Raw genomic sequence first — 20,603 nt, forward strand, 5'->3', positions numbered from 1 at the left:
CCAGACTACACGCTCATCGCCGGCCACGTGGTCTCTGCCCGCCATGAAGAGCCGGCGATCGATTGGCCGGCGCCGCAGGCTGCGTTCACCAAACACGGACGCAGCGGCGCGCCGCCCAACCGAGACATCCAGGGCGAATCAATGATGATCGTAACCGGCAGAGCGAAGTAGATGATCCTGCAACCGCCGCGTCGGAGGAAAGTCAAGGCGGAAAACGACTGCACCACTTAAAGCACTCCTCGACACAGCAAGCCACGCTACGGTACGAGAAGCCAAGCCTCCGCTTCCACATGATATGACTCCTCATCGGCCTATACTCCGGCCTGCAATTCCCGCACATCCACGGTCCGTTGGCCGGCGTCGGTCCGGCAGTTGTCGCAACGGCCGCAGTCTCTTGGTAATTCATTGCCGAAGTACCTGGATATATACCGCACCCGGCACTCCGTCGTTTGACCGTACTTCATCATCACCTCGAGCTTGTCCTGATCCGACTTGTGCCGCTGTTCATATTCCTCCAGGTACCGTCCGAATTCATCCTCGTCGACGAACGCACGTGCCAGTTTCAAGCGCCGTCCGCGCCGCAAGATGCCCATCGCGTCGAGCAGGGCCACGACGACCTTGACCTTATCGACGGGTAACGAGGTCGCGGCCGCCATTTTTATGAGCGTCAGCCCCTTGTTGCCATGCCGTTGCTCTTCAGCCAACGCCCGATAGACGTCCGCGCAGTCCTCTCTCCGGGGATACTTTCCTCCGAGAAAGTAGGCTTGTACTCGCCGGTCTTCCAATCGATAGAGCAGCACGGCCCACGCCGTCTTCCCGTCTCGTCCCGCCCGTCCCGTCTCTTGCACGTAGCTTTCGAGCGAGTCCGGCAGGGAATAATGGACGACGACGCGCAAGTCACGCTTGTCGATGCCGAGCCCGAAGGCTTTCGTCGCCACCACCAGCGGAACCCGATTGTCCATGAACTCCTGCTGCGTCTTGTGTCGATCTGTTGCACGCATTTTCCCGTGATAAAGGCCGACCGGCAAGCCTCTCTGCCGTAACCGTTCGAACAGGGCTTTCGCTTCACGAATCGTCGCGGCATACACCAAACCCGGACCGCCGCGCAGCTGACCGGCGAGCAGTTCCATCAAACAACGGTCCTTCTCGAGGTCGTTCACGGTGCGGCGGATCTCATAAATGAGGTTGTCACGATAGTTTCCCGCATCGATGATGACGGCCGTCCGGATATCCAACTGCCGCACAATGTCGCGGGCCACATCGGGCGGAGCGGTGGCCGTGAGCGCCAAGACCGGCGGCTTCCCCAATCGACGCACGGCATCGCGAATCGACAAGTACGCCGGACGGAAGTCATGACCCCACTGCGAGACGCAGTGGGCCTCATCCACGACGATCAACGACACGCCGGTTCGCTGCAACATCGCCAGGGTCTCCTCCCGCTCCAGGCGCTCCGGGGTCACGTAAATCAACTCGGGCGTCCCCTGCCGTATCTCATCTATCATGTCGCGCTCATCCTGGGTGGACAGCGTGCTGTCAAGTTTGGCCACCGCGATCGATCGATCTTCGAGCTTGTCCTGTTGATCCTTCATCAAAGCAATCAACGGCGATACCACGACGACGGCGTGAGGCAGAAACAGAGCCGGTAGTTGATAGCAGAGCGATTTCCCTCCTCCCGTAGGCAGAATGCCCAGGGCATCCCGGCCATTCATGACCGCTTCAATCAATTCCGCCTGGCCCGGACGAAATGCCGCGACGCCCAGTTGTTTTTTGGCCTTACGAAGATTTTCGGGTGACCACCGCAGCGCAACGTTCACGGTGCCTCGATCCTTCCTTGTGCGTCCGCCACCAAGTCTGGTCATCGGCGAGCCATATCGAACGAGCTATTGACTCATTCTTTTCTGCGAAGCACAACCAGGGAAGACTCTGGACGCACTGATAGAAGGCGCGAAGCGGAGGACCCACGCAAGGCAGGTCGCCATTCGGTTATTGGGATGCGCCGTATGCCATTGCTTCCAGCATTTCACGGAGGAGACGGCTTCAACATGCCGGAAGCTCATGGGCTTCCCAGGAACCATTTTCAGGAGGATTTCCTAGTATGCTTCAGATATGAGAATTCCTATAGTCAGCCAGGACCGGACATGGGCCAACACTCTTGGATGCCGAAACGAGTAGGAGGAAACGGATGAGCTACAAATTTCGATCGTACCTCATTGCACTGATTGCCGGCTGCCTAAGCATCGCGGGGCAGGGAATATCACTAGCGGACGATTGGACGAACAAGGGCATGGCCGATGAGGGACGCTTCATCGCCGGATTCCGGGTCGGCCCCAGCTTTACGACACAAGACGGCGGCGTATCGACGGCCGGACCGGCCCTCAATTTTCAGGGCATGTACGGCCTCAACCAATGGTTTCGAGTCGGCATGATGCTGGAGTGGGAACGGCACGGCTTAGACGGCCGGGATGGGACCCTCAATACGATTTCCATTTTGCCGGCGACGTTGGAGTTTCGTCCCGGGCATATCGGCCCTTTCATCCCGTATCTTACGACCGGGATCGGGGTGAACGTGAACACGAAGGATGTCGATGATACGTTCGCCTGGCGCCTCGGCGGTGGCGTGGATTATGCGCTGACACACTTGATATCCGGCGCACCTCAAGGGCTCAAGCTGAATGTGGAGACCGCGTGGAAGCGGAACCAACCGGGGGCGGAATTGTCCGCGATAGGCCTCCTCTTTGGTATCCGCCATACCTATTGATCGCGAGACACAATATCTCATATACAGATACTCGGCATGGTGGAATAGAGACGGCGGCGCGCCCGGTTACCTCGATCGTCGCGCAGCCGTCGATGCCAACCTCCACACCCGCAAAGATCCATGGAGCGGGCGATGGGACAGCTCTAGTCGGCAGCAGGTGGACCCGGAAGCCGATGTGGAGCCGGTTCGTTTTGTGGAGCAGATCCTATTCTTCCGAGGCTCCGTGAACCATCGGACGCGTATTACTCCTTGATTTCAGCCTGCTCCCGGATCAGCCGGTCCGGTCCTCGCATAGGCCTTCTCACCTCTCCAGAGCGCAATGCCCCCGACCAATCCGTTGAGGTTCGACACGATGGTGACATTGGGAGGAAGCAAGGAAATGTCCACTTCGCGCGAATTGCCGCCGCCGATGTACAGGCGGGAGAGATGAAACCGGTCTTCGAGTCGGCGAACGAATTTGGCCAAGCGCTGATTCCATTTTTTCTTCCCGTCCTTCTGCAACCTCTCGTTCCGTAACTTGGCTTTGCCGAGTTCGACGTTCGGGACAAGATGTCCGTCGGTAAACAGCGCCGTCCCGACACCCGTCCCCAAAGTAAGCACCAACTCGACTCCCTTTCCGGCAATGGCTCCGAAACCTTGCACGTCGGCGTCATTCGCCGCGCGAACCGGCTTCCCCAAGCGCGCTTGCAATACCTCGGCGAGGTTAAAATCTTTCCACTCCGGTGCAAGATTGGGAGCCTGTCGGACGATGCCGTCGACAACGATGCCCGGAAATCCGATCGCGACTCGGTCGTATGAGTCAAATTGTTCGGCCAGCGCGACGATCGTATCCATCAATTCACCCGGCATGCCGGAAGACGGGGTGTCTCGGCGGATACGCCGACCGGCGAGATTCCCCAGCTCGTTGACCGGGACGGCCTTGATTCCGCTGGCGCCCACGTCCACAACCAAGGTCACTGGCTTGGCGGGTGCCGTCCGATCTTGATTGCGCGATGCAACCAGGCTGGATGATGATGATTTGCGCGTTGGCGAAACAGCTTGTGCGCGGCTAGTCCGGGACACACTCTCACGATGCATGGAACGTAGACTCATTCCCACGGTATCCTCCTTCTATCGCTTATAGAATGCATGCCGGCGATAACCCACGCCGGTCCATCACGACTTTGAAAGAAATGAATGTTCGCCCGTATCGATGGGCGCCATCCTACCTAACCTTCGTCCTCTTCCATTGCTTGACGAATCAACAATTCACGTAACAACGTTTCCAAATCTTGATGCATCAACTGAATATTCGATTCCAGTTGCTGCAACATGGCCTCTCGAATGTGAAGATCGTCGGCATCGTAAATTCCGCCCGGACCGAACAACAGCGACTTCCGTTCTTGCTCTCGTCGGGAACCGGGTTTACCAAGACGCCCCTGCTCTTTCCACGTCGTGACCAGCACGTCGCGCAAACTTCGTCGCTCCAGGTCGCGACTATTCGGCCTTGTCAAGAACCGCCAGATCCGAGGAGGGTAGTATTCTCGTTTCTCTTCGCCTTCCCATATCTGTTGAAGATGATTATGCGGATGTCTGAACTCTTGTCTCACTTTAGTGAAGTTCGCCGAGGTTCCGAACAGGACCTCCAAAGCTCCTCCCGCCACGGAAACGATATGCGCGGTGTCACCCGCGCCGGTCGCCATCCCGATCCCGCCGGTCATGACGTTCACCAAGCCGCCGATCACGACCGATAAGATCGTCTGAGATATGATGCGGGTATTTTGAACGTCTTTCAGTCGATCTTGCACCTCATCGGCCCGGTGGACCTCGCATTCCAATTCAGCAACCAAGCTCGATACCTCGAGCGTCGCGAGCTGCAGCCTGTTGATCAGTTTTCGCCTGACTCGTTCCACTTCGTTCACATCCTCGTGAGCGTGCTCCAGAAATGCCAGCCGATGGAGCAACGGAAGCAAATGCATGGCATCGGCGATGTCTATTGCGACTGGGCTGTAATACTTTGCCGCGTCGCCGTCTTGGATTATCTCGGTAGAGGAAGGAACCGATTCGACTTTGGAGACAGGCATGTTTTTGAAGGATGTCTCCGATGGAATACACCCGCGATCGAAGGTATATGTGGACTTAGCCGGTTCCAGTGTGGAGACGCAGCCGTTTGCCATCAGATACGCCAATAAGAAGACACATTTCCTCATAGTCTTAGAACTGTAGCCCCTCAGAATAACCCGACCTCCTCGGAAATCCCCTTGTTGCGATGGCCCCTGCATGCTTTCCCTTCCGCAAACAGAGAACGCGACACGAGACGATCTTGCTCGGGTTGATCCGTCGGACCGGAGGTCCCGGTCATCAGACCTATGAGCAAGTCGACGGATCGACGACTTCACGCGATTCAGCGGTTATCACATTGAACGGCCGAGAGCCCGCGGCGATCAAAGCCTGGTAGCGCCAGGCGGCGGGTCTGTTCGGAAGCCGGAACAGCCCCCGTGCCCCCTTGCTTTCGAAATGAAGGATCCTGCCGCCGCTTCGCAGCTCCCGGACTCGCCGTACCGACGAGCTTGGGAGGCATTCTGTCCATCTCAGGACAATCTAGATAGGCGAAAGGTCCAGCCTGGTAGGGCGGTGATGAGAAAGGTTTGTCGCCCGGTGTTGGACAGGCGAAGCGCGGGTTCTAGAGTGCCGCCCCGCAAGGGCGCGGATACCTACTTCGTTGATATGAAGGACATGAAGCAAGGCGTTCAAGATGCGCGTTCATCAGATGAGTAGGAACGCCGCGGTCAGTCGCCCCAGGATAATCAGCCAGGCGGTCGTGAACACCACGGGCATCCACATCGGCGTCAGTTTGGCCCACTTGGTGAGATACGCAGGGCCTTGGATATGCGGATACAATTTAGTGCTGGCATCTTCCGGGGTTTTCGATTGCGCGAAATTTTCGTACAGAGCACGGAGATGATCGATGTTTTTCAATGAGGCAATGATGCTGACATAGGCCAAGGCACCGGCCAGCAGACCCGCGACAGGGAGAAGCCAGAGCAAGAGGAGTTGCTCGGCTTCAAACAGTGGATTCTTCGCCTCTTTCTGAGCGTTGAGCAGGGTCGCGTACGCGCCGAAGAAAAAGGCTTGGGTGATGATTTGCCAGGTGACGCGTTGATTGATCAACTGATCGTGATGCTCGATCTGACCGCGGATCAGGCCATAATACTCGGCTTGGCTTTGGTCTCCCGATCTGTCCATACATCGCCCCTCCGGTATATGGTGATCGTGCAATCCATAGGCCTCTCTGTGGCACCAGACCGGAACGACAGTCCATGTGAAGACCAAAAGTCCAGCCGATGTTGGGATCAAGCCTACTGTGCTCACTACAGGCCTCAAAAGATCGCTGATATCATCGAAGCTGCATCCCTGGGGCTATAGGCGTCAAGTCCGCACGGTATCGCTCCCCTCCCCATCAAAATCTTATGTAATGAACGTCATTACTCGCACGGCTCTTCCGAGAGGCTCGATTCTGATGGCGCACCATTTGCGAGACTTATTTCTTTACAAGAAAGGAGGTTGCTCATGACCAGTAAAGGTTTCGCTCAGCTGATCGGATGGGTATTTCTCGCCATCGGAATACTCGGGTTTTTCCCTGGTCTCAAGACGACGCCCCCCGTGGGTACCGCGCTCAATCTCGCCGTCGACGGTGGATTCGGATACCTGCTCGGATTGTTTCCCGTCAATTGGCTCCATAACTTGGTACATGTGGGTGTCGGTATTGCCGGCATCGCGTCTGCCAGGAGTATCGGGAGCGCCCAAGCCTTCGCGCGGGGGTTGACCTGGTTATACGGGACGCTGGCTTTGATGGGCCTGTTTCCGGTGCTCAATGTCACGTTCGGCTTGATTCCGATATTCGGCCACGATATTTGGCTGCATGCGGGTACTGCCGCCCTGGCGGCTTATTATGGATATGGCCGACGTGCCGAGGTGGTCGAGACAGGTGAAACCTATCGAAAGGCGGCATAAGGGATACCTGGTCTCGGTGTGAGGCAACGGCATCGATAGGCCGTTGCCTCCGAGCCACCGGCTTGATCCTATCGATGCGGCCCTGGCATCTCGTGATATTCATTCCGGTCTTTGTACGGCTTCGCGAGAATCAGTCTCTATCACCGCATCCGTCCAATAGTAGCCGTAATACGTCAACGCCAACGCGGTTGCGATGTGCAGAATCAAGATATCGTGACCGACCGCCGGCCAGAGTCCAAACTGCGTCGGGAACGGCAGGTGCATTTCGACCAGTACAAGCAGGCTGAATACAACGGCGGCCTTGCGCGAAAATCCGACCGCCATGACTCGATACCGCGAGGCTAGGATGGCCCGGATGCCGAGCAGCAAGTGGAAGACAAAGTACAGGGCAGAAGCGGAACGAGCGTGCTCCACTGTTCCGATCAAGCCGATAAAGAAATAGATGGCACCGATCAATTCAATGGATCGGCATGTGCTCATAAAAAAGGAAAGACACCCCACATGCAGTGGGAACCATATTCCATCCACGCGAGGAAGAGGAGCCGGCATGGCTTCCCTTCCCCTCCTTTCAGCCTATGCTCCTCCACTACTGATTGCGCTGTATAGACTGAGCTGTGGCCAGATGCTTTTGTAAATCAGGTCGGGTCTCTCGTAGGAACCGTTTCAGTTCAGGATGATCAACCGATTCGACGGTATTTTCCACCAGGTCCACTGATTGTTGGTGCATTTTGATTTGGTACTCGAGGTAGGCCTTGTCGAAGTCCCGCCCGGACTTCTCGCGAAGCTCCTCCATCGCCTCACGATGGGTATTTTCCAGCGTTCGAGCGAGCGCGGGCTGCTGGGGCTGCACGCCGATCCTGCGCGCCAGCTGAGTGGCATTCTGCATTTTCAGCTGATGCTCGTTCACCATCTGAGAGGCATAGGCCCGTACCTCCGAAGAAGATGCTCTGTCCCTCGCCAGCTGGCCGGCATGAATTTCACTGCGGTTCACGGTATTGAGCACGCCGACCACATCCGCATCGGACATGGTCGCACCCGGCATGGCTCTTTGGGCCAAAGAACAGGCGGAAAAGATCGAACAAGCCGCGATCATGACCATCACAGTCAGACTGAATTTCATAGAAACCTCCTTCAAAGCTAGGTGATGACACATCCCAAAAAGGAATAATGCAAAAGAGGAGCCTGGCGCGATGGTCGCATTATTTTTGGACATGGCAAGCTGATGATTCATCACATCCTCGGCGGTGAAATGCGGCCGTGGCTCAGCCACGTCACTAATGAACTGATGAACGGAGCCGACATTCTGTCAGGTTACGGACAAAAGGCGCGACATACGCTTGCCGGATTACCTATCGCGAACCAACTCTGAATCGCACCGTTTGATAATTTCTTAACATCGCGGCTGATGTACTTGCCTAATCTGGCACATATTCTGCTGAGAGAGATAAGAAAACGGTGGAGTTTAGGCCTACCGACAAGTTACTGCCCAAGCCCTAGGGACCGGCACATCGGAATGGAACATCCACCTGCCCGCTATTCGAACACCGAAGGAGGTTTTCCATGAACGCATCATTCATAGCCCTCGTCACAATCACGGTCGGCATCCTGGTTTCAAGCTGCACTGTACTGCAAAAGGCGCGTCCCGGATCCACTATGTCGAATGCGGAGATTCTGGGCTTGCTCGAGACCATCAATCGCAGTGAGATCGACGCGGGACAACTTGCCAAGCAGAAAGCGTCCGGTCAGGAGGTACGTTCGTATGCCACTCGCATGATAGACGAGCACCAGATGATGATGCGGGACCTCAACCGGCTGGCCGACTTCATGGAGCTACGGCCGCAGAAACCCGCCCTCGCTTTTACGATGGAAAATGAGCATCAGGATACGATGGAAGAACTCCGCGACAAATCCGGATCGGACTTCGATCAAGCCTACAAGGACTACCAAGTGAAGATGCACCGACAAGCCGTCGACGTAGTCCAGAATGCAGTCGACTCCGTCAAGAACTTCAACATTAAGCAGCATCTGCGGCAGGCAAGGCCGAACCTGCAAGACCACTTGGCCTCAGCTCAATCCATCGAACAGTAGCGGCTCGGAACAGAAAGGCGGAAGGGGGGAGACGACTCATTGCCCCGACTCAAAGAGATATCAAAGAGATATAAGGGAGGACACGATGAAAGCTGTCGTCTTTCACGGCGTCGGCGATATTCGGATGGATGAGGTGCCTGAACCGAAGATTCAAGCACCGACCGACGCCATCGTACGCATCACAGCCAGCGCCATCTGCGGCACCGACTTGCACATGGTGCGCGGCACCATGCCGGGGATGAAACCGGGAACGATACTCGGCCATGAAGCGGTCGGCGTCATTCAAGAAGTCGGCAAGGACGTGCGCAATTTGAAAGCGGGCGACCGTGTCGTCGTCCCATCGACGATCGCCTGCGGGTACTGCTCGTATTGTCGAAGCGGATACCACGCACAGTGCGACAATGCCAACCCGAACGGCCCCTCCGCCGGAACCAGTTTCTTCGGCGGACCCGCACAAACCGGCTCGATCAACGGCCTCCAGGCCGAGTACGCCCGTATACCGTTCGCGAATGCCGGTCTGGTGAGACTTCCGGATGACCTCGACGACGACCGCGCGATCATGCTGTCCGACATCTTTCCCACCGGCTACTTCGGCGCCGATATCGCCGAAATCAAGCCGGGCGATACCATCGCCGTGTTCGGCTGCGGACCGGTGGGTCAGTTCACGATCGCCAGCACCAAGTTGATGGACGCCGGGAGAATCTTCGCAGTCGATTGCATCCCTTCGCGTCTGGACATGGCACGGGAACAAGGCGTGGAGGTGATCGACTTCAACGCCGATGACCCGGTAGAGGCGATCAAACGTTTGACCGGCGGGATCGGCGTGGATCGAGCCATCGATGCGGTGGGAGTCGATTCCGTGAGCGCAAAGCAGGGGCCGGCCGCCAAGCAGGCTGAGCGGATGGCTCAGCAGTTTCGGCAAGAGGTTCAGCGGATCGCGCCCGACGCGAACCCGCAACGAGACAACTGGCACCCAGGTGACGCCCCTTCACAAGCGATCACCTGGGCCGTGGACGCTCTCGCCAAGGCCGGCACGCTCTCGGTCATCGGGGTATATCCTCCGACCGATCAATTCTTTCCGTTGGGCGCCGCGATGAACAAGAATCTCTCTCTACACATGGGCAACTGCCATCACAGACGGTATATCCCCATCGTGATTGAATTGGTCCGCAGCGGGACTGTCGATCCGGCCGACGTCCTGACACAAGTTGAGCCGTTGAGTGCGGCGTTGGACGCCTATCGGGCCTTTGACAGCCGGCAACCGGGGTGGATCAAGGTGGAGCTGAAACCGGACGTCTCCATGGCGAAGGCGGCGTAAGGAACGTCGATGAGTCGTCGGAGAATGCCCTCATGGCGCACCCTGCCTGGTGTTCGGAACCGGTGACGCCGCGGCGCTTGTCTCATTGGCAAATGATGACGCTCCTGTCGGTGTTGTTTCATCACTCCAATGTATGTACGGATTCCGATGTGGCTGGAACGCCGGCTGCTGTGGATCATCGTGACACCGCGCATGCACGGCATCCATCATTCGATTCATCGGAAAGAGACGGACTCGAACCGGTCGAGCGGTCTCACGCTCTTGGATTGGGCACACGGCACATTGACACTCGACGTGCCGCAGGAAGCACTCACCATCGGAGTACCGGCCTATCGTTCGGATCGTGACCTCGGTCTGCCGACACAATTGTTATTTGTTATTGCCGTTCATTCGCCAACGCCCCTCATGGCGCTACCAAGACGGACGCAGACCGCTGCGCATCGGAAGCCGGCGCGCGACAGATGATGCCATGGCGTTGACGTGACCGCCCATGCCTTGCGCACGGACGTGGTTACTTCCGGGCGTTCGGATCACCGCCGGAACTGTTGTCCTTCTGGCGATGGGCCATGTCCAGATTGGAACGGGCGTGGAGCGTCTCGGAGGCATTCGGCCCAAAAACCTTTTCCTGTATGCTCAGCGCATCTTGATAGAGCGGGATGGCGAGATCCGGCCGATTGTGGGCTTCATACAGGCGCGCCATCGCGTTGAGCGAGATCACGACCAGCGGGTGGTTGCCACCGAAGACCTTTTCACGGATCTCCTTGGAACGAAGGAAGAGCGGGATGGCAATCGCTAAATTATCGGCATATAAACCGACGGCCAAATGATGGAGACTATCCGCGATGGCGGGATGGTCCGGCGTCAGAGTTGCTTCGCGAATCGCCCATGCGCGATAGAACAGCGGTCCGGCCAGTGCATGCCCTTGCTGCTGTTCCAAAAGCGCGCTGCCGAGCAAGTCCAAGGTATCGGCCACATGAAGATCATCGGCTCCTTTGGTCGCCGTGTAAATGGCCAGCGCCCGTCGAAAAGCTGTTTCCGCGCCGGAGAAGTCGTTTTGCTTGAATCGAGTAGCGCCCAATTTGTTGAGGATCGCCGCCAAGTCTTGATTGAAATCCTTGTCTGCGGTGCGGTCCAATAATCCGACCGCCGATGCGTAGGCCCTTTCAGCTTCGGACCAGTTCCCGGTAGACCGTGCGTGGTCTCCGTTGGCCTCATGTCCCGACCAACTTATGTCATCGACATCCGCCGCCGAGCGAGCACAAAAGAAGGGAGACGGGTCTGGCAATTCCCGCTCGCCTTCCGACCCACGCACCTGTCCTTGATTGTCCCCCCAGAAACAAGAGCGTTTTCCTTCGGACGTCACCTGCCAGCCGACCGGTGGGACGTTGGTATATGGGTCGCGTCCCAGCAGAGTATCGATGGTGGGAGAAGTCACCATCGGTTGATTTTCTTGAAGCGCCACATCGGCAAAAGACATGGACGAAACCGGACCACAGCAAAGCATGACGGCGACGCCGGCATGGCACAGCCTAAGGCCAGCGTGACGCGGTGAGATCGTCCGTGTACGTACCATGATGGAATTCCCCATTGGAGGCAATCACAGGGGGAGGGAGCTTACATATTCCTTAACTGACGACGCACTGTTTATTATACTGGGATCTTCCCTAGGGTATAGGGAGGACGATTGAGGAGGCGACGAAGAGATAGCCCGAGCTCTTCAGCGAGGAAGTCTATTCGGCAAGTGGATTAAGCGCCATGCCAGAGCGCCTTTTCACATTACGAATCCTGCGCATGAAGACGTACCCAACGCACGATATCCTGGGTTCCCATGACACCCGATTGCCGAGCTAATTCACGCCCTTCTCGAAGAACGATCAGGGTCGGGATACTGGCGATCCTAAATCTCGCCGCCAGACTCCGCTCCGCTTCAGAATTGACCTTTCCGAGACGGACATCTGGTTCCAGGATCTTGGCCGCCTCCTGAAATGACGGGGCCATCACCTGGCATGGCCCGCACCACGAGGCCCAGAAATCCACCGCCAACGGGATGTCGCTGCGCGACGCGTGAAGATCGAAACTGCCGGACGTCAATGTAAGGGGTTGGCCTGTAAACAAGGGCGCATGGCATTGCCCGCATTTGGGACGATCATTCACGCGGGCAACGGGTACGCGGTTCAGGCTGTGGCAATGGGGACAGGCGACTTGGAGGTGATTTTTCATTACAGCGGACACATGAAGGTCACGGCGTTCATCGACGATAAATCGTCAGCGCTCCATGGCCACGAGAAGGCGGCTGATGTGACTGGGCTCTCCCACGTCCACCCTTGTCGGCAGATCGATAAAGTCACCTCGAACGGCTTTCAACGCGCAGCGCTCGATATTGATTTCCCTGGCGGTACGGAAGCCTAAACGGCGAAAAATGGGCACAGGGGGACACCACCCCTGTATGGCATGTTGCAGCAGAAACCCCGCGACCATCGCAGGAAGCATGAAAAATCGCCGGTTCACGAGAGCTCCGAGTCCGAGCCCCAAGAGAGAGATCGAAGCGGCATTGGCCTCCAACGTTCGTTCCATGTCCCATTCATGCTCCAGCTCTTCCAACCGACGATTGATCGCCTCATGTCCTTGTCCCGAAACAGCGGCGATGTTTTGCTCCGTCTGTCGGCGGATTCGCTCGTTGATCGCTTCATCAGTATGTTGCTCGACTCGTGTGGTCGTCGATGGGATCATAGACCTCACCTTTTATGGTCATAGTGAATGATAACGATCCTCTTCATCAGCTCTTAAACAAATCTGCCCGAAGACCAGACTAGGACGTCTTTCTTTTGCCTCTGGTAATTCTGCCTTATTGCGCAGATTGCGACGACTCTCTCGTACCCTAGACTCCTGGGCCACCCCACGACGACCCGCACGTATGATCGATCACAACACATGAAGAGATTCGGCACCGCTATTGCACGATGAAATTTTGATGAATGTGATCGATAGTTGAGCTCCCAAGACATGAACTACATGGGATGAGGAGGTATTCCATGGCTCGCAAGAAAAACAAACCATCTTCCATGCCGGACACCGGTGCCGGTCCCAAAGGACGGCGTGTGGATCATTCGATCGACCAGCGAAGCCCGACCGATCAGGCAACCGGCGGGTATGATCCGGAGGATTATCACGGTTCCGGCCCGATTCTCGTAGGCCATGCTCCGGTGCACGGCGAAGAACCTGGAGCGTCCGGCATCCCGGTCGGCGTGGACCTGGACGAGAACCCTGAGGGAAATCCCGGCGACGTTCCCAACACCGAATCGCCGGGCGCGGGCATAAGCCGAAAGGCATTCGGCGACAGGGAGAGACCGGATGAGGCGATCAAGCGAGCTTCGAGGAAAGCAACATAAGAACACCTCATCCGAACACCTCTTCGGGAAAACACGGCGACGCAATGTTCCATCCCTGATTTGAACTACCGTCCTGCGCTATCCGCCATTACCGTCATGAAACGGAATTCAGGAACCCAAGACGGAACGCCGGTGTCACCGTTCCGCGTCGTCCGTGAACGCCTCCGCGTCCTGGCTGAATTGGAAGACTGGCTGGAGCGTCCGATGCAGTGGTTGGGGCTGGCATGGATCGTTCTCATACTGATCGATCTTATTGGACCGCCCAATCGGACGCTTCAGTGGCTGGTCGGAGCCCTGTGGTTCATATTCATTCTCGACTTCGTGATCCGTTTCACATTGGCGCCTCGTAAATCCGTCTATTTACGGCACAACTTCCTCACAGCCGCATCTCTTGCGGTCCCCGCGCTGCGCATGCTGCGGTTGACTTCTTTAATGCCGGCTCTTCGAGCCGCAAGGGGGCTCAAGCTCGCCGGTCTGGTGGGGAGCATCAATCGAGCGATGTTTGCGCTGAAGAGTCTCACCGCGCGCGGCGGTTTTCACTATGTGTTGCTCCTGACCTTGACCGTCGTTCTCATCGGAGCCGCCGGCATCTACGCCTTTGAAAAGGATGTTACGGAAGACCGGGGGATCAAGGATTTTGGAACCGCGCTGTGGTGGACCGGTATGCTGATGACGACGATGGGATCCGAGTATTGGCCCCGAAGTCCGGAGGGCCGGATTCTGACGTTTCTCCTCGCCCTCTATGCCTTTGCCATCTTCGGTTACGTGACTGCCACGATCGCGAGGTTCCTCATCGGCCGGGACACGGAGGGAGATAAGATCGGCTCACACCATCAATTGGCCAGGATAGAACGAGAACTTGCGCAGCTGAAGACCAGGCTTGAAGAAATAAGGAGAACATTACGGGGTTAAACGTCCATCGTTTTGCTCGGCGCGAAGGCCGGGCGAAACCCCTTGACGGCGAACAGCTGGACGGTCGTTCCGCGACAAGCCGAGTCCCATCGCTGTTCATTCTACGATGTCTCAAGTACCGCTCCACGATGGAAAGACTTTTGCAATAGAGCTTAGTAGCAGAGAATCCAGGCTCATTTCTGACATGGGGAGGAGGTGTAGCCCCTTATGCGATCTCAAGTAGTGCTGATCGTTCTTGGAGCTTTCTTACTGGTCACCAGCCTATCTTCTTGTCATGTGGTGGACCAAGGGCAGAAAACTCCATACACCGAATACCAGCAGGTCGGCGGACAGCGTGCCTACTGCTTGGATCCCGATGAGTCATCTGATTACTGCAAGCGCGATGATGATGGCAGGCAATATCAATAACCGGACCTGCGAGGAGGTATGGCATTCACGACAGGTGGTCCTCATTGAGAAGGACAATGTCCATTTCCGGCATGGCTCTACCATGGCTGCATGTCACCGAATAATCCTCCCAAAGTCCGGCCAGCCTGACCGCGTGAAAGGCTTTGAGCTACGCCGCGCGAATGCCGCCCGACTTGACCTGCCGGTCAGAGACTCCACACGGACTTGGACATCTTGTCTTCCACGCGGAACAATGGCGCACATAACAGCAGGACGGTCGGCGATGACCAAGGGACGGGGTCGGCATTCCGCTTGCCGTTCCGCATCATCGCATCACTATGTTTATGCCCTGTGAGCCACATGGAGGCAACGATGAACCGGACGCGCGACAGCATTGCCGATGTATGGGGACCACGCCGGCCCTACCGGGGTGAATGGCCCATGCGGGTCGACGAGCACGCGTCGGAACAACCGGATCGATGGGTGCCGTCGGCATGCCTGCTCTGCTCGTTCGGCTGCGGGATCGACATCGGGGTGAAAAACGGCCGTATCGTGGGTGTGCGCGGGCGAGAATCCGATCGGGTCAATCGCGGTCGTCTCGGGCCCAAGGGGCTTCACGGCTGGGTGGCCAATCATTCGTCCGATCGGCTGACCACGCCGCTGATCCGCCGCCAGGGCGACTTGCAACCGGCGACGTGGGACGAAGCGATGGACCTGATCGTGCGGCGCTCAAAAGAATTGATCGACCGCCACACGGCCAACTCCGTCGCCTTCTACACGAGCGGGCAGTTGTTTTTAGAGGAATATTACACGCTCGCGGTCATCGGCAAAGCCGGCATCGGCACGCCGCATATGGACGGCAACACGAGACTTTGCACGGCGACCGCTGATTATGCTCTGAAGGAATCCTTCGGCACCGACGGTCAGCCAGGATCTTACGGCGACATTGACGTGACCGACACGATCATGGCAATCGGCCACAACATCGCCGAACAGCAGACCGTCATGTGGATGCGCATCTTGGACCGTCGCGCTGGATCCAATGCGCCTAAGCTGGTCGTGATCGATCCCAGGAGAACACATACCGCCAAGGAAGCCGACGTGCATCTGGCTCTCCGCATCGGTACGAACGTGGCGCTGCTCAATGGGATTCAACATCTCATGATCAAACAGGGTTGGATCGACAGCACGTTCATCGACGCGCATACGGTTGGTTTTGAGAAACTGACGCAACTCGTCTCGACCTGGACGCCGGATCGGGTCGAACGGGTGACCGGCGTACCCGCACGGGATCTGGTGAAGGCCGCGACGATTATGGGGGAAAGTCCGACATTGCTCTCGACGGTACTGCAAGGAGTCTATCAATCGATGCAGGCCACGGCGGCCGCGGTCCAAGTGAACAACATTCACTTGCTGCGCGGGATGATCGGCAAACCGGGCTGTTCGGTGCTTCAGATGAACGGGCAACCCACCGCCGAAAATACCCGTGAGTGCGGCGCGGACGGCGACATGCCGGCGTTCCGCAATTGGGAAAACGAAGTCCACATGCAGGAGATGGCACGCATCTGGAACGTGGAGCGGCACAAGCTCCCGACTTATGCGCCGCCGACCCATGCGATGCAGATCTACCGCTATGCCGAAGAGGGCACCGTCAAAATGCTCTGGATCAGCGGGACCAATCCTGCCGTATCTCTCCCCGAATTAAGCCGCATTCGACGCATCCTCAACATGAGCGGTCTCTTCGTGATCGTGCAAGACGCTTTCCGCACGGAAACGACCGAACATGCCGACGTGGTGCTGCCGGCGGCGCTCTGGGGCGAGAAAACCGGCTGCTACACGAACGTGGACCGCACCGTCCATTTGTCCGAAAAGGCGATCGAGCCACCCGGGCAGGCGAAATCGGACTTCGATATTTTCGTGGACTACGCGAAACGGATGAAGTTCAGCGACAAAGACGGGGCGCCGCTGGTGAAGTGGACGACGCCGGAAGAGTGCTTCGAAGCGTGGAAGATCTGTTCGAAAGGCCGCCCCTGCGATTACAGCGGCATGAGTTATGCGGCGCTGCGCCGCAGGGCCATTCAATGGCCCTGCAACGACCAGGCGCCGGACGGCACCGAACGGCTCTATACGAATCATCGGTTCAACACCCAGGCGGATTATTGCGAAACCTACGGTCACGATCTCACAACCGGCGCGGTCCATACGCCGGAGGAATATCGCGCTCGCGATCCGCAGGGCAAGGCGTTCCTCCACGCGTTGGAATATCAGCCGCCGCATGAAGAACCGGACGACGACTATCCCTTCATGGTGACGACGGGACGCCTCGTGTATCATTGGCACACGAGGACCAAGACCGGCCGTTCGAAGGAACTGAACGATGCGGCTCCGGATGCCTTCGTGCAAATGCACGAGGACGACGCCGCCAAACTCGGGATCACGGAGGGCGATTGGGTTCAAGTGGAGTCGCGGCGGGGCCACGTGACGGCGCGCGCCAAGCTGGGCGACATCCTGCCGGGACACCTGTTCATCCCGTTTCACTACGGCTATTGGGACGATCCCGATCGCATGCGCGCGGCCAACGAGCTGACCGTTACCGAATGGGACCCGGTCAGTAAACAGCCCTATTTCAAGTTCGCCGCCGCTCGGGCGAAGAAGGTTTCAGGCTCACCGACCGTCGAGAAGATTTCGCAGATCGCCTCATTGGCGATGGGCCAGATGAAAGCGGCGGCTACCGAATTGATGGAGACGCCCGGGAAGATCTCGAAAGCCGTCGCCACTGCGGGCGACGAGCGGCCGGTCAACCTGTTCCTCGGCATGACCCTGCAGAGCGAATACCTCTTGGCCGAAGCGTTTCGCCAAGTCGGCCACAAGCACATGGCCGAGCCGGACATCCACGTGACCTGTCTGCTCATGGCCTCTTGGAGTCGGGAGCAGGCCGAGGGGCTCAGACCCTTCGTCGCGGCCTATCACAAGAACAAGAGCGACGATCCGGACGGATCGGTCAAGAATCTGTTCAATGGCCCGCGCAGCGGCGGCCTCGGCTTGCTTCGCGACCTGCACGATCTCTGGCTCGCGGCGAACGAAGTGCATCTCGGCTACGAAGCGGTGAAGCAGGCGGCCAAGGCGCTGCACGACCAGGCGCTCGCCGACACGTGCGAGCACTATCTCGAAAGGACGGATCGGCAGATCGCCTGGCTCCGGACAAGGATCGATCAGGCTTCACCGCAAACGTTGGTTGTGTCGTAAAGCTACCGGAATCGCCAGACCGCCGCGCCGATAAGCCACGCAGGCTCTGAGAATCTCACAGGGCATGCACGCGCAACAAAGAACAAACCCACAGCCAAATCAAGTGCCCGAAAACGCGATCGGATGGGCGTACTTAATGCGTCGACTCCTGCAACATCGTGGTGGTCTTCCCGTCGAAGTGGTCCCCCCGATCGGCCTGCGCGTCCTGTTTGGTCCGATGCACCGTCCCGTCTTTGTGCTCGGGTGGACTATAAATGGTATACAGTTTCAACGGCTCGTCTTTCCCGCTGCTGATGATGTTGTGTCTGGTTCCCGCGGGAATGACCAGGGCACTGCCGTCCTGAATCGGATAGTCCTTGCCGTTTAATTGGGCCGTGCCGCGGCCCGCCTCGACTCGAATGAACTGATCGAGGTCGTGCGTCTCCATGCCGATGTCCTCTCCCGGTTTCAAACTCATCAGCACGAGTTGACTGTTCCGTGCAGTAAAGAGTACTTTCCGAAAATTGTCGTTCTTAACCGTCGATTCCTCGATGTCGATGAGGAAGTGATCCATGGATGCCTCCTTCTTTGGCTGCGTTTCGCTGTTGGTCATACCCCTGCTCGACTCATGACGAATGGCTTGTCGCAGGCGACGTCCGACCGGAAGCGGCCGAGCGGCAGGTCCGGTAGGTGTTTGCGCAGACCGGTTCGGAACGCGGACACGACGGCCATGCTGCCCATGCCGATCAAGGACAGACCGATAATGGTGCGGCGGCGGCGCACGACAGCCGAGTCATCCTCCTGTAATTCCTTGCGCAACGCTTTTGGCGACTTATGGTGTGTCATGATCATTGCGTCTCCATAGCGTCACACACGTCTTCATCGTGATCGCTTATGGTTTCCATGGCATCGTGCCCCCTTCCATAGGAACCCGGGACGGTTCAGGCGGCTTTTGCTATGCGACGTCCTACAAAGATCTCCACTTCATGAAGCACGGCCTGCGGCTGATCGACCATGACGAAATGCCCGGCAGTCTTGATCCTCCGAACGGCGCGTTGGGAATGTCGCGGTCAACCGCTCACCGAAGCGGACCGGCCGGGAAGACATCGTCTTCTCCCTGCAGGATCAGCGTGGGAGTCGTCAGACGCGGGAGGAGCGGCGTAAGTTCGGTCGTCAAGTTGGTGTTCAGCGCAGAGGCCACATCTCCCTGGTCCTTTCGTTACCATCACTTTTGAACAAGAGACATTTCTAGAAGGTGATCTATTCCTCTTCCCCTCATACCCATTCATTTGGCATTTTACTCATCACTGGACAACGAGATATCAGTAACGAAACCGCGCAGCCAACGACTCCGTTCCCTTGGCCGGAAATACTTGTCCGCGATGAAGGAAGGTCTGCACGACGGCCAATTCGTAGAGGTCTTCGTCACCCGTTTGTGGCTCGTCATGCACTTCGGCTTGTTGGCGATCAGGGTCAAAACGTCCCCAGGCATGGCGATCGACAGGGATGACAAGCATGTCCACCCGCCCTTGCACGGCCGCGGGCACCACTTCTTCCAACCGGTCCGATCCGCGCCCCGTCGCCACCGCCTCGTTCACCTGCTCCAGCGTCGCCCGTCGGTTGTGCATCAATCGTGACTCCATGATGTGCCACGCGTCTCGACGCAGTTCTTCATCCCGCCGCTCTTCGTAGTTTCCGGTGAGAGCCTCTGACGCAATCGGTCCATACTGGCTGATGGTTTTATACAGCGGCAGGAGATAGTCCACACCGGCCAATACCAGCGGCTCACGGCGATCATGCAACACGTCGCAGACCGCGCGATCCACCGCCCTGAAGTATCGCTCCACATCGGCGGTCGAGACATCGCTGCTCGATCCGTGCCCGTGAAAGAGCGCCGTGCCTCCGCCGCTGCCCGTGCCGCCGGAGCCTCGTGGCGCCAGCGCTTCGAACTGCAATTGGGTCTCACGGCGCTCATACCCCGGCGTCTCGGTCATGCTGGGAGGTGCGCCGGGAAGATCCACCCGGGTGACCGTGTTTCTCGTGCAACGCAACAGACGACAGCCGTTCTGACTCAAGGAGAGGAGATAGAATCGTTCATCCTCCGTGAAATAGGGCAGGAGCGGCGACACGTGAAAACGGTCCGACACGATGATCGACTCATCGAACCTCAACGGGAGGCGGAACAACCGGACAAAGGTCGGCGTGACAAATACCGCCAATCCTTCACTTTGATATCGCCAGAACTCATCATCCGTCTCCAGGGCGCTCAGGGAGGCCAGCCATGAGCGCACGTCCGACGAACGGTATCCCTTGTCGATCAAGCTTTGCTCCGCCGCACGCGCCAAGTTCTTCAGCCGAATGGGATCCTGTCGAACTTGTGGGCCGCCGCGATGCGTGGGCATGAAAAGCGAGGCGCAAGGCCCGTCCATGTGGCAGACAAGGTCGCGGAACTCCCCGGCGCTCAGCCGATCTTCTGAACGGAGAGACCAGGGTCCATGTTCAACCGACAAGGATGGTTCCGGCATGATTCCTC

Annotated in this window: 23 protein-coding genes; 10 read left to right on the forward strand and 13 right to left on the reverse strand. The window is 57.7% G+C overall.

The window, feature by feature from the left end:
- Nucleotides 1-5: 5 nt before the first annotated feature.
- Both A4E19_13880 and A4E19_13885 read right to left on the reverse strand, forming a co-directional pair.
- Entirely contained in the window at nt 6-227 is a 222-nt protein-coding gene (locus A4E19_13880; GenBank protein OQW37251.1) for a hypothetical protein, read from the reverse strand.
- Between the two features lie 84 nt (nt 228-311).
- Complete coding sequence (locus A4E19_13885; protein ID OQW37348.1) at nt 312-1,802, reverse strand: recombinase RecQ; 1,491 nt, start codon at nt 1,800-1,802, stop codon at nt 312-314.
- Between the two features lie 380 nt (nt 1,803-2,182).
- On the opposite strand from A4E19_13885, the gene A4E19_13890 reads away from it, so the two are divergent.
- Nucleotides 2,183-2,758, forward strand: a complete 576-nt coding sequence (locus A4E19_13890) for a hypothetical protein (protein OQW37252.1) — start codon at nt 2,183-2,185, stop codon at nt 2,756-2,758.
- Between the two features lie 255 nt (nt 2,759-3,013).
- Here A4E19_13890 and A4E19_13895 read toward each other — a convergent pair whose 3' ends face one another.
- Both A4E19_13895 and A4E19_13900 read right to left on the reverse strand, forming a co-directional pair.
- On the reverse strand, nt 3,014-3,715 hold the full coding sequence (locus A4E19_13895; protein OQW37349.1) for a hypothetical protein: 702 nt from the start codon (nt 3,713-3,715) through the stop codon (nt 3,014-3,016).
- A 251-nt stretch (nt 3,716-3,966) separates the two neighbouring features.
- Complete coding sequence (locus tag A4E19_13900; GenBank protein OQW37253.1) at nt 3,967-4,821, reverse strand: hypothetical protein; 855 nt, start codon at nt 4,819-4,821, stop codon at nt 3,967-3,969.
- Nucleotides 4,822-5,006: 185 nt separating this feature from the next.
- Between A4E19_13900 and A4E19_13905 the strand changes: the two genes are divergently transcribed.
- Complete coding sequence (locus A4E19_13905; GenBank protein ID OQW37254.1) at nt 5,007-5,195, forward strand: hypothetical protein; 189 nt, start codon at nt 5,007-5,009, stop codon at nt 5,193-5,195.
- Nucleotides 5,196-5,503: 308 nt separating this feature from the next.
- Here the strand turns inward: A4E19_13905 and A4E19_13910 are convergent, their stop codons facing one another.
- Nucleotides 5,504-5,983, reverse strand: a complete 480-nt coding sequence (locus A4E19_13910) for a hypothetical protein (protein ID OQW37255.1) — start codon at nt 5,981-5,983, stop codon at nt 5,504-5,506.
- A 324-nt stretch (nt 5,984-6,307) separates the two neighbouring features.
- Here A4E19_13910 and A4E19_13915 point away from each other — a divergent pair, with 324 nt between their 5' ends.
- Nucleotides 6,308-6,751, forward strand: coding sequence for a hypothetical protein (locus A4E19_13915; protein ID OQW37256.1), 444 nt, complete (start codon nt 6,308-6,310; stop codon nt 6,749-6,751).
- Nucleotides 6,752-6,850: 99 nt separating this feature from the next.
- Here A4E19_13915 and A4E19_13920 read toward each other — a convergent pair whose 3' ends face one another.
- Nucleotides 6,851-7,300, reverse strand: a complete 450-nt coding sequence (locus A4E19_13920) for a hypothetical protein (GenBank protein OQW37257.1) — start codon at nt 7,298-7,300, stop codon at nt 6,851-6,853.
- A gap of 37 nt (nt 7,301-7,337) precedes the next feature.
- A complete protein-coding gene (locus A4E19_13925) occupies nt 7,338-7,871 on the reverse strand; it encodes a hypothetical protein (protein OQW37258.1) in 534 nt (177 codons plus the stop codon).
- Between the two features lie 440 nt (nt 7,872-8,311).
- On the opposite strand from A4E19_13925, the gene A4E19_13930 reads away from it, so the two are divergent.
- The 3 genes from A4E19_13930 (at nt 8,312) to A4E19_13940 (ending at nt 10,622) form a co-directional block, all read left to right on the forward strand.
- Nucleotides 8,312-8,839, forward strand: a complete 528-nt coding sequence (locus tag A4E19_13930) for a hypothetical protein (GenBank protein OQW37259.1) — start codon at nt 8,312-8,314, stop codon at nt 8,837-8,839.
- 85 nt (nt 8,840-8,924) lie between these two features.
- The gene (locus A4E19_13935) at nt 8,925-10,157 is read left to right on the forward strand and encodes a glutathione-dependent formaldehyde dehydrogenase (GenBank protein ID OQW37260.1); all 1,233 of its coding nucleotides are present in this window, start codon (nt 8,925-8,927) and stop codon (nt 10,155-10,157) included.
- 129 nt (nt 10,158-10,286) lie between these two features.
- The gene (locus A4E19_13940; GenBank protein ID OQW37261.1) at nt 10,287-10,622 is read left to right on the forward strand and encodes a hypothetical protein; all 336 of its coding nucleotides are present in this window, start codon (nt 10,287-10,289) and stop codon (nt 10,620-10,622) included.
- A 46-nt stretch (nt 10,623-10,668) separates the two neighbouring features.
- On the opposite strand, the gene A4E19_13945 is transcribed toward A4E19_13940, so the two are convergent.
- From A4E19_13945 to A4E19_13955, 3 genes are all read right to left on the reverse strand, one after another.
- Nucleotides 10,669-11,745, reverse strand: a complete 1,077-nt coding sequence (locus tag A4E19_13945; protein OQW37262.1) for a hypothetical protein — start codon at nt 11,743-11,745, stop codon at nt 10,669-10,671.
- A 188-nt stretch (nt 11,746-11,933) separates the two neighbouring features.
- Nucleotides 11,934-12,377: a thiol reductase thioredoxin gene (locus A4E19_13950; GenBank protein OQW37263.1), complete on the reverse strand. Its 444-nt coding sequence runs from the start codon at nt 12,375-12,377 to the stop codon at nt 11,934-11,936.
- Nucleotides 12,378-12,422: 45 nt separating this feature from the next.
- Nucleotides 12,423-12,887, reverse strand: coding sequence for a hypothetical protein (locus A4E19_13955; GenBank protein OQW37264.1), 465 nt, complete (start codon nt 12,885-12,887; stop codon nt 12,423-12,425).
- A 302-nt stretch (nt 12,888-13,189) separates the two neighbouring features.
- Here A4E19_13955 and A4E19_13960 point away from each other — a divergent pair, with 302 nt between their 5' ends.
- The 4 genes from A4E19_13960 to A4E19_13975 all read left to right on the forward strand — a co-directional run bounded on the left by A4E19_13960 (nt 13,190) and on the right by A4E19_13975 (nt 18,091).
- A complete protein-coding gene (locus A4E19_13960; protein OQW37265.1) occupies nt 13,190-13,546 on the forward strand; it encodes a hypothetical protein in 357 nt (118 codons plus the stop codon).
- Between the two features lie 96 nt (nt 13,547-13,642).
- Nucleotides 13,643-14,458, forward strand: coding sequence for a hypothetical protein (locus tag A4E19_13965; GenBank protein ID OQW37266.1), 816 nt, complete (start codon nt 13,643-13,645; stop codon nt 14,456-14,458).
- A 207-nt stretch (nt 14,459-14,665) separates the two neighbouring features.
- A complete protein-coding gene (locus A4E19_13970) occupies nt 14,666-14,866 on the forward strand; it encodes a hypothetical protein (GenBank protein ID OQW37267.1) in 201 nt (66 codons plus the stop codon).
- Nucleotides 14,867-15,217: 351 nt separating this feature from the next.
- Nucleotides 15,218-18,091, forward strand: coding sequence for a hypothetical protein (locus A4E19_13975; protein ID OQW37268.1), 2,874 nt, complete (start codon nt 15,218-15,220; stop codon nt 18,089-18,091).
- A 133-nt stretch (nt 18,092-18,224) separates the two neighbouring features.
- On the opposite strand, the gene A4E19_13980 is transcribed toward A4E19_13975, so the two are convergent.
- The 3 genes from A4E19_13980 to A4E19_13990 all read right to left on the reverse strand — a co-directional run bounded on the left by A4E19_13980 (nt 18,225) and on the right by A4E19_13990 (nt 20,595).
- Nucleotides 18,225-18,644: a cupin gene (locus A4E19_13980; protein OQW37350.1), complete on the reverse strand. Its 420-nt coding sequence runs from the start codon at nt 18,642-18,644 to the stop codon at nt 18,225-18,227.
- A 35-nt stretch (nt 18,645-18,679) separates the two neighbouring features.
- A complete protein-coding gene (locus A4E19_13985; GenBank protein ID OQW37269.1) occupies nt 18,680-18,922 on the reverse strand; it encodes a hypothetical protein in 243 nt (80 codons plus the stop codon).
- A gap of 470 nt (nt 18,923-19,392) precedes the next feature.
- On the reverse strand, nt 19,393-20,595 hold the full coding sequence (locus A4E19_13990; protein ID OQW37270.1) for a hypothetical protein: 1,203 nt from the start codon (nt 20,593-20,595) through the stop codon (nt 19,393-19,395).
- Nucleotides 20,596-20,603: the final 8 nt, after the last annotated feature.

Source organism: Nitrospira sp. SG-bin1 (assembly GCA_002083365.1).
Taxonomy (GTDB): Bacteria; Nitrospirota; Nitrospiria; order Nitrospirales; family Nitrospiraceae; genus Nitrospira_D.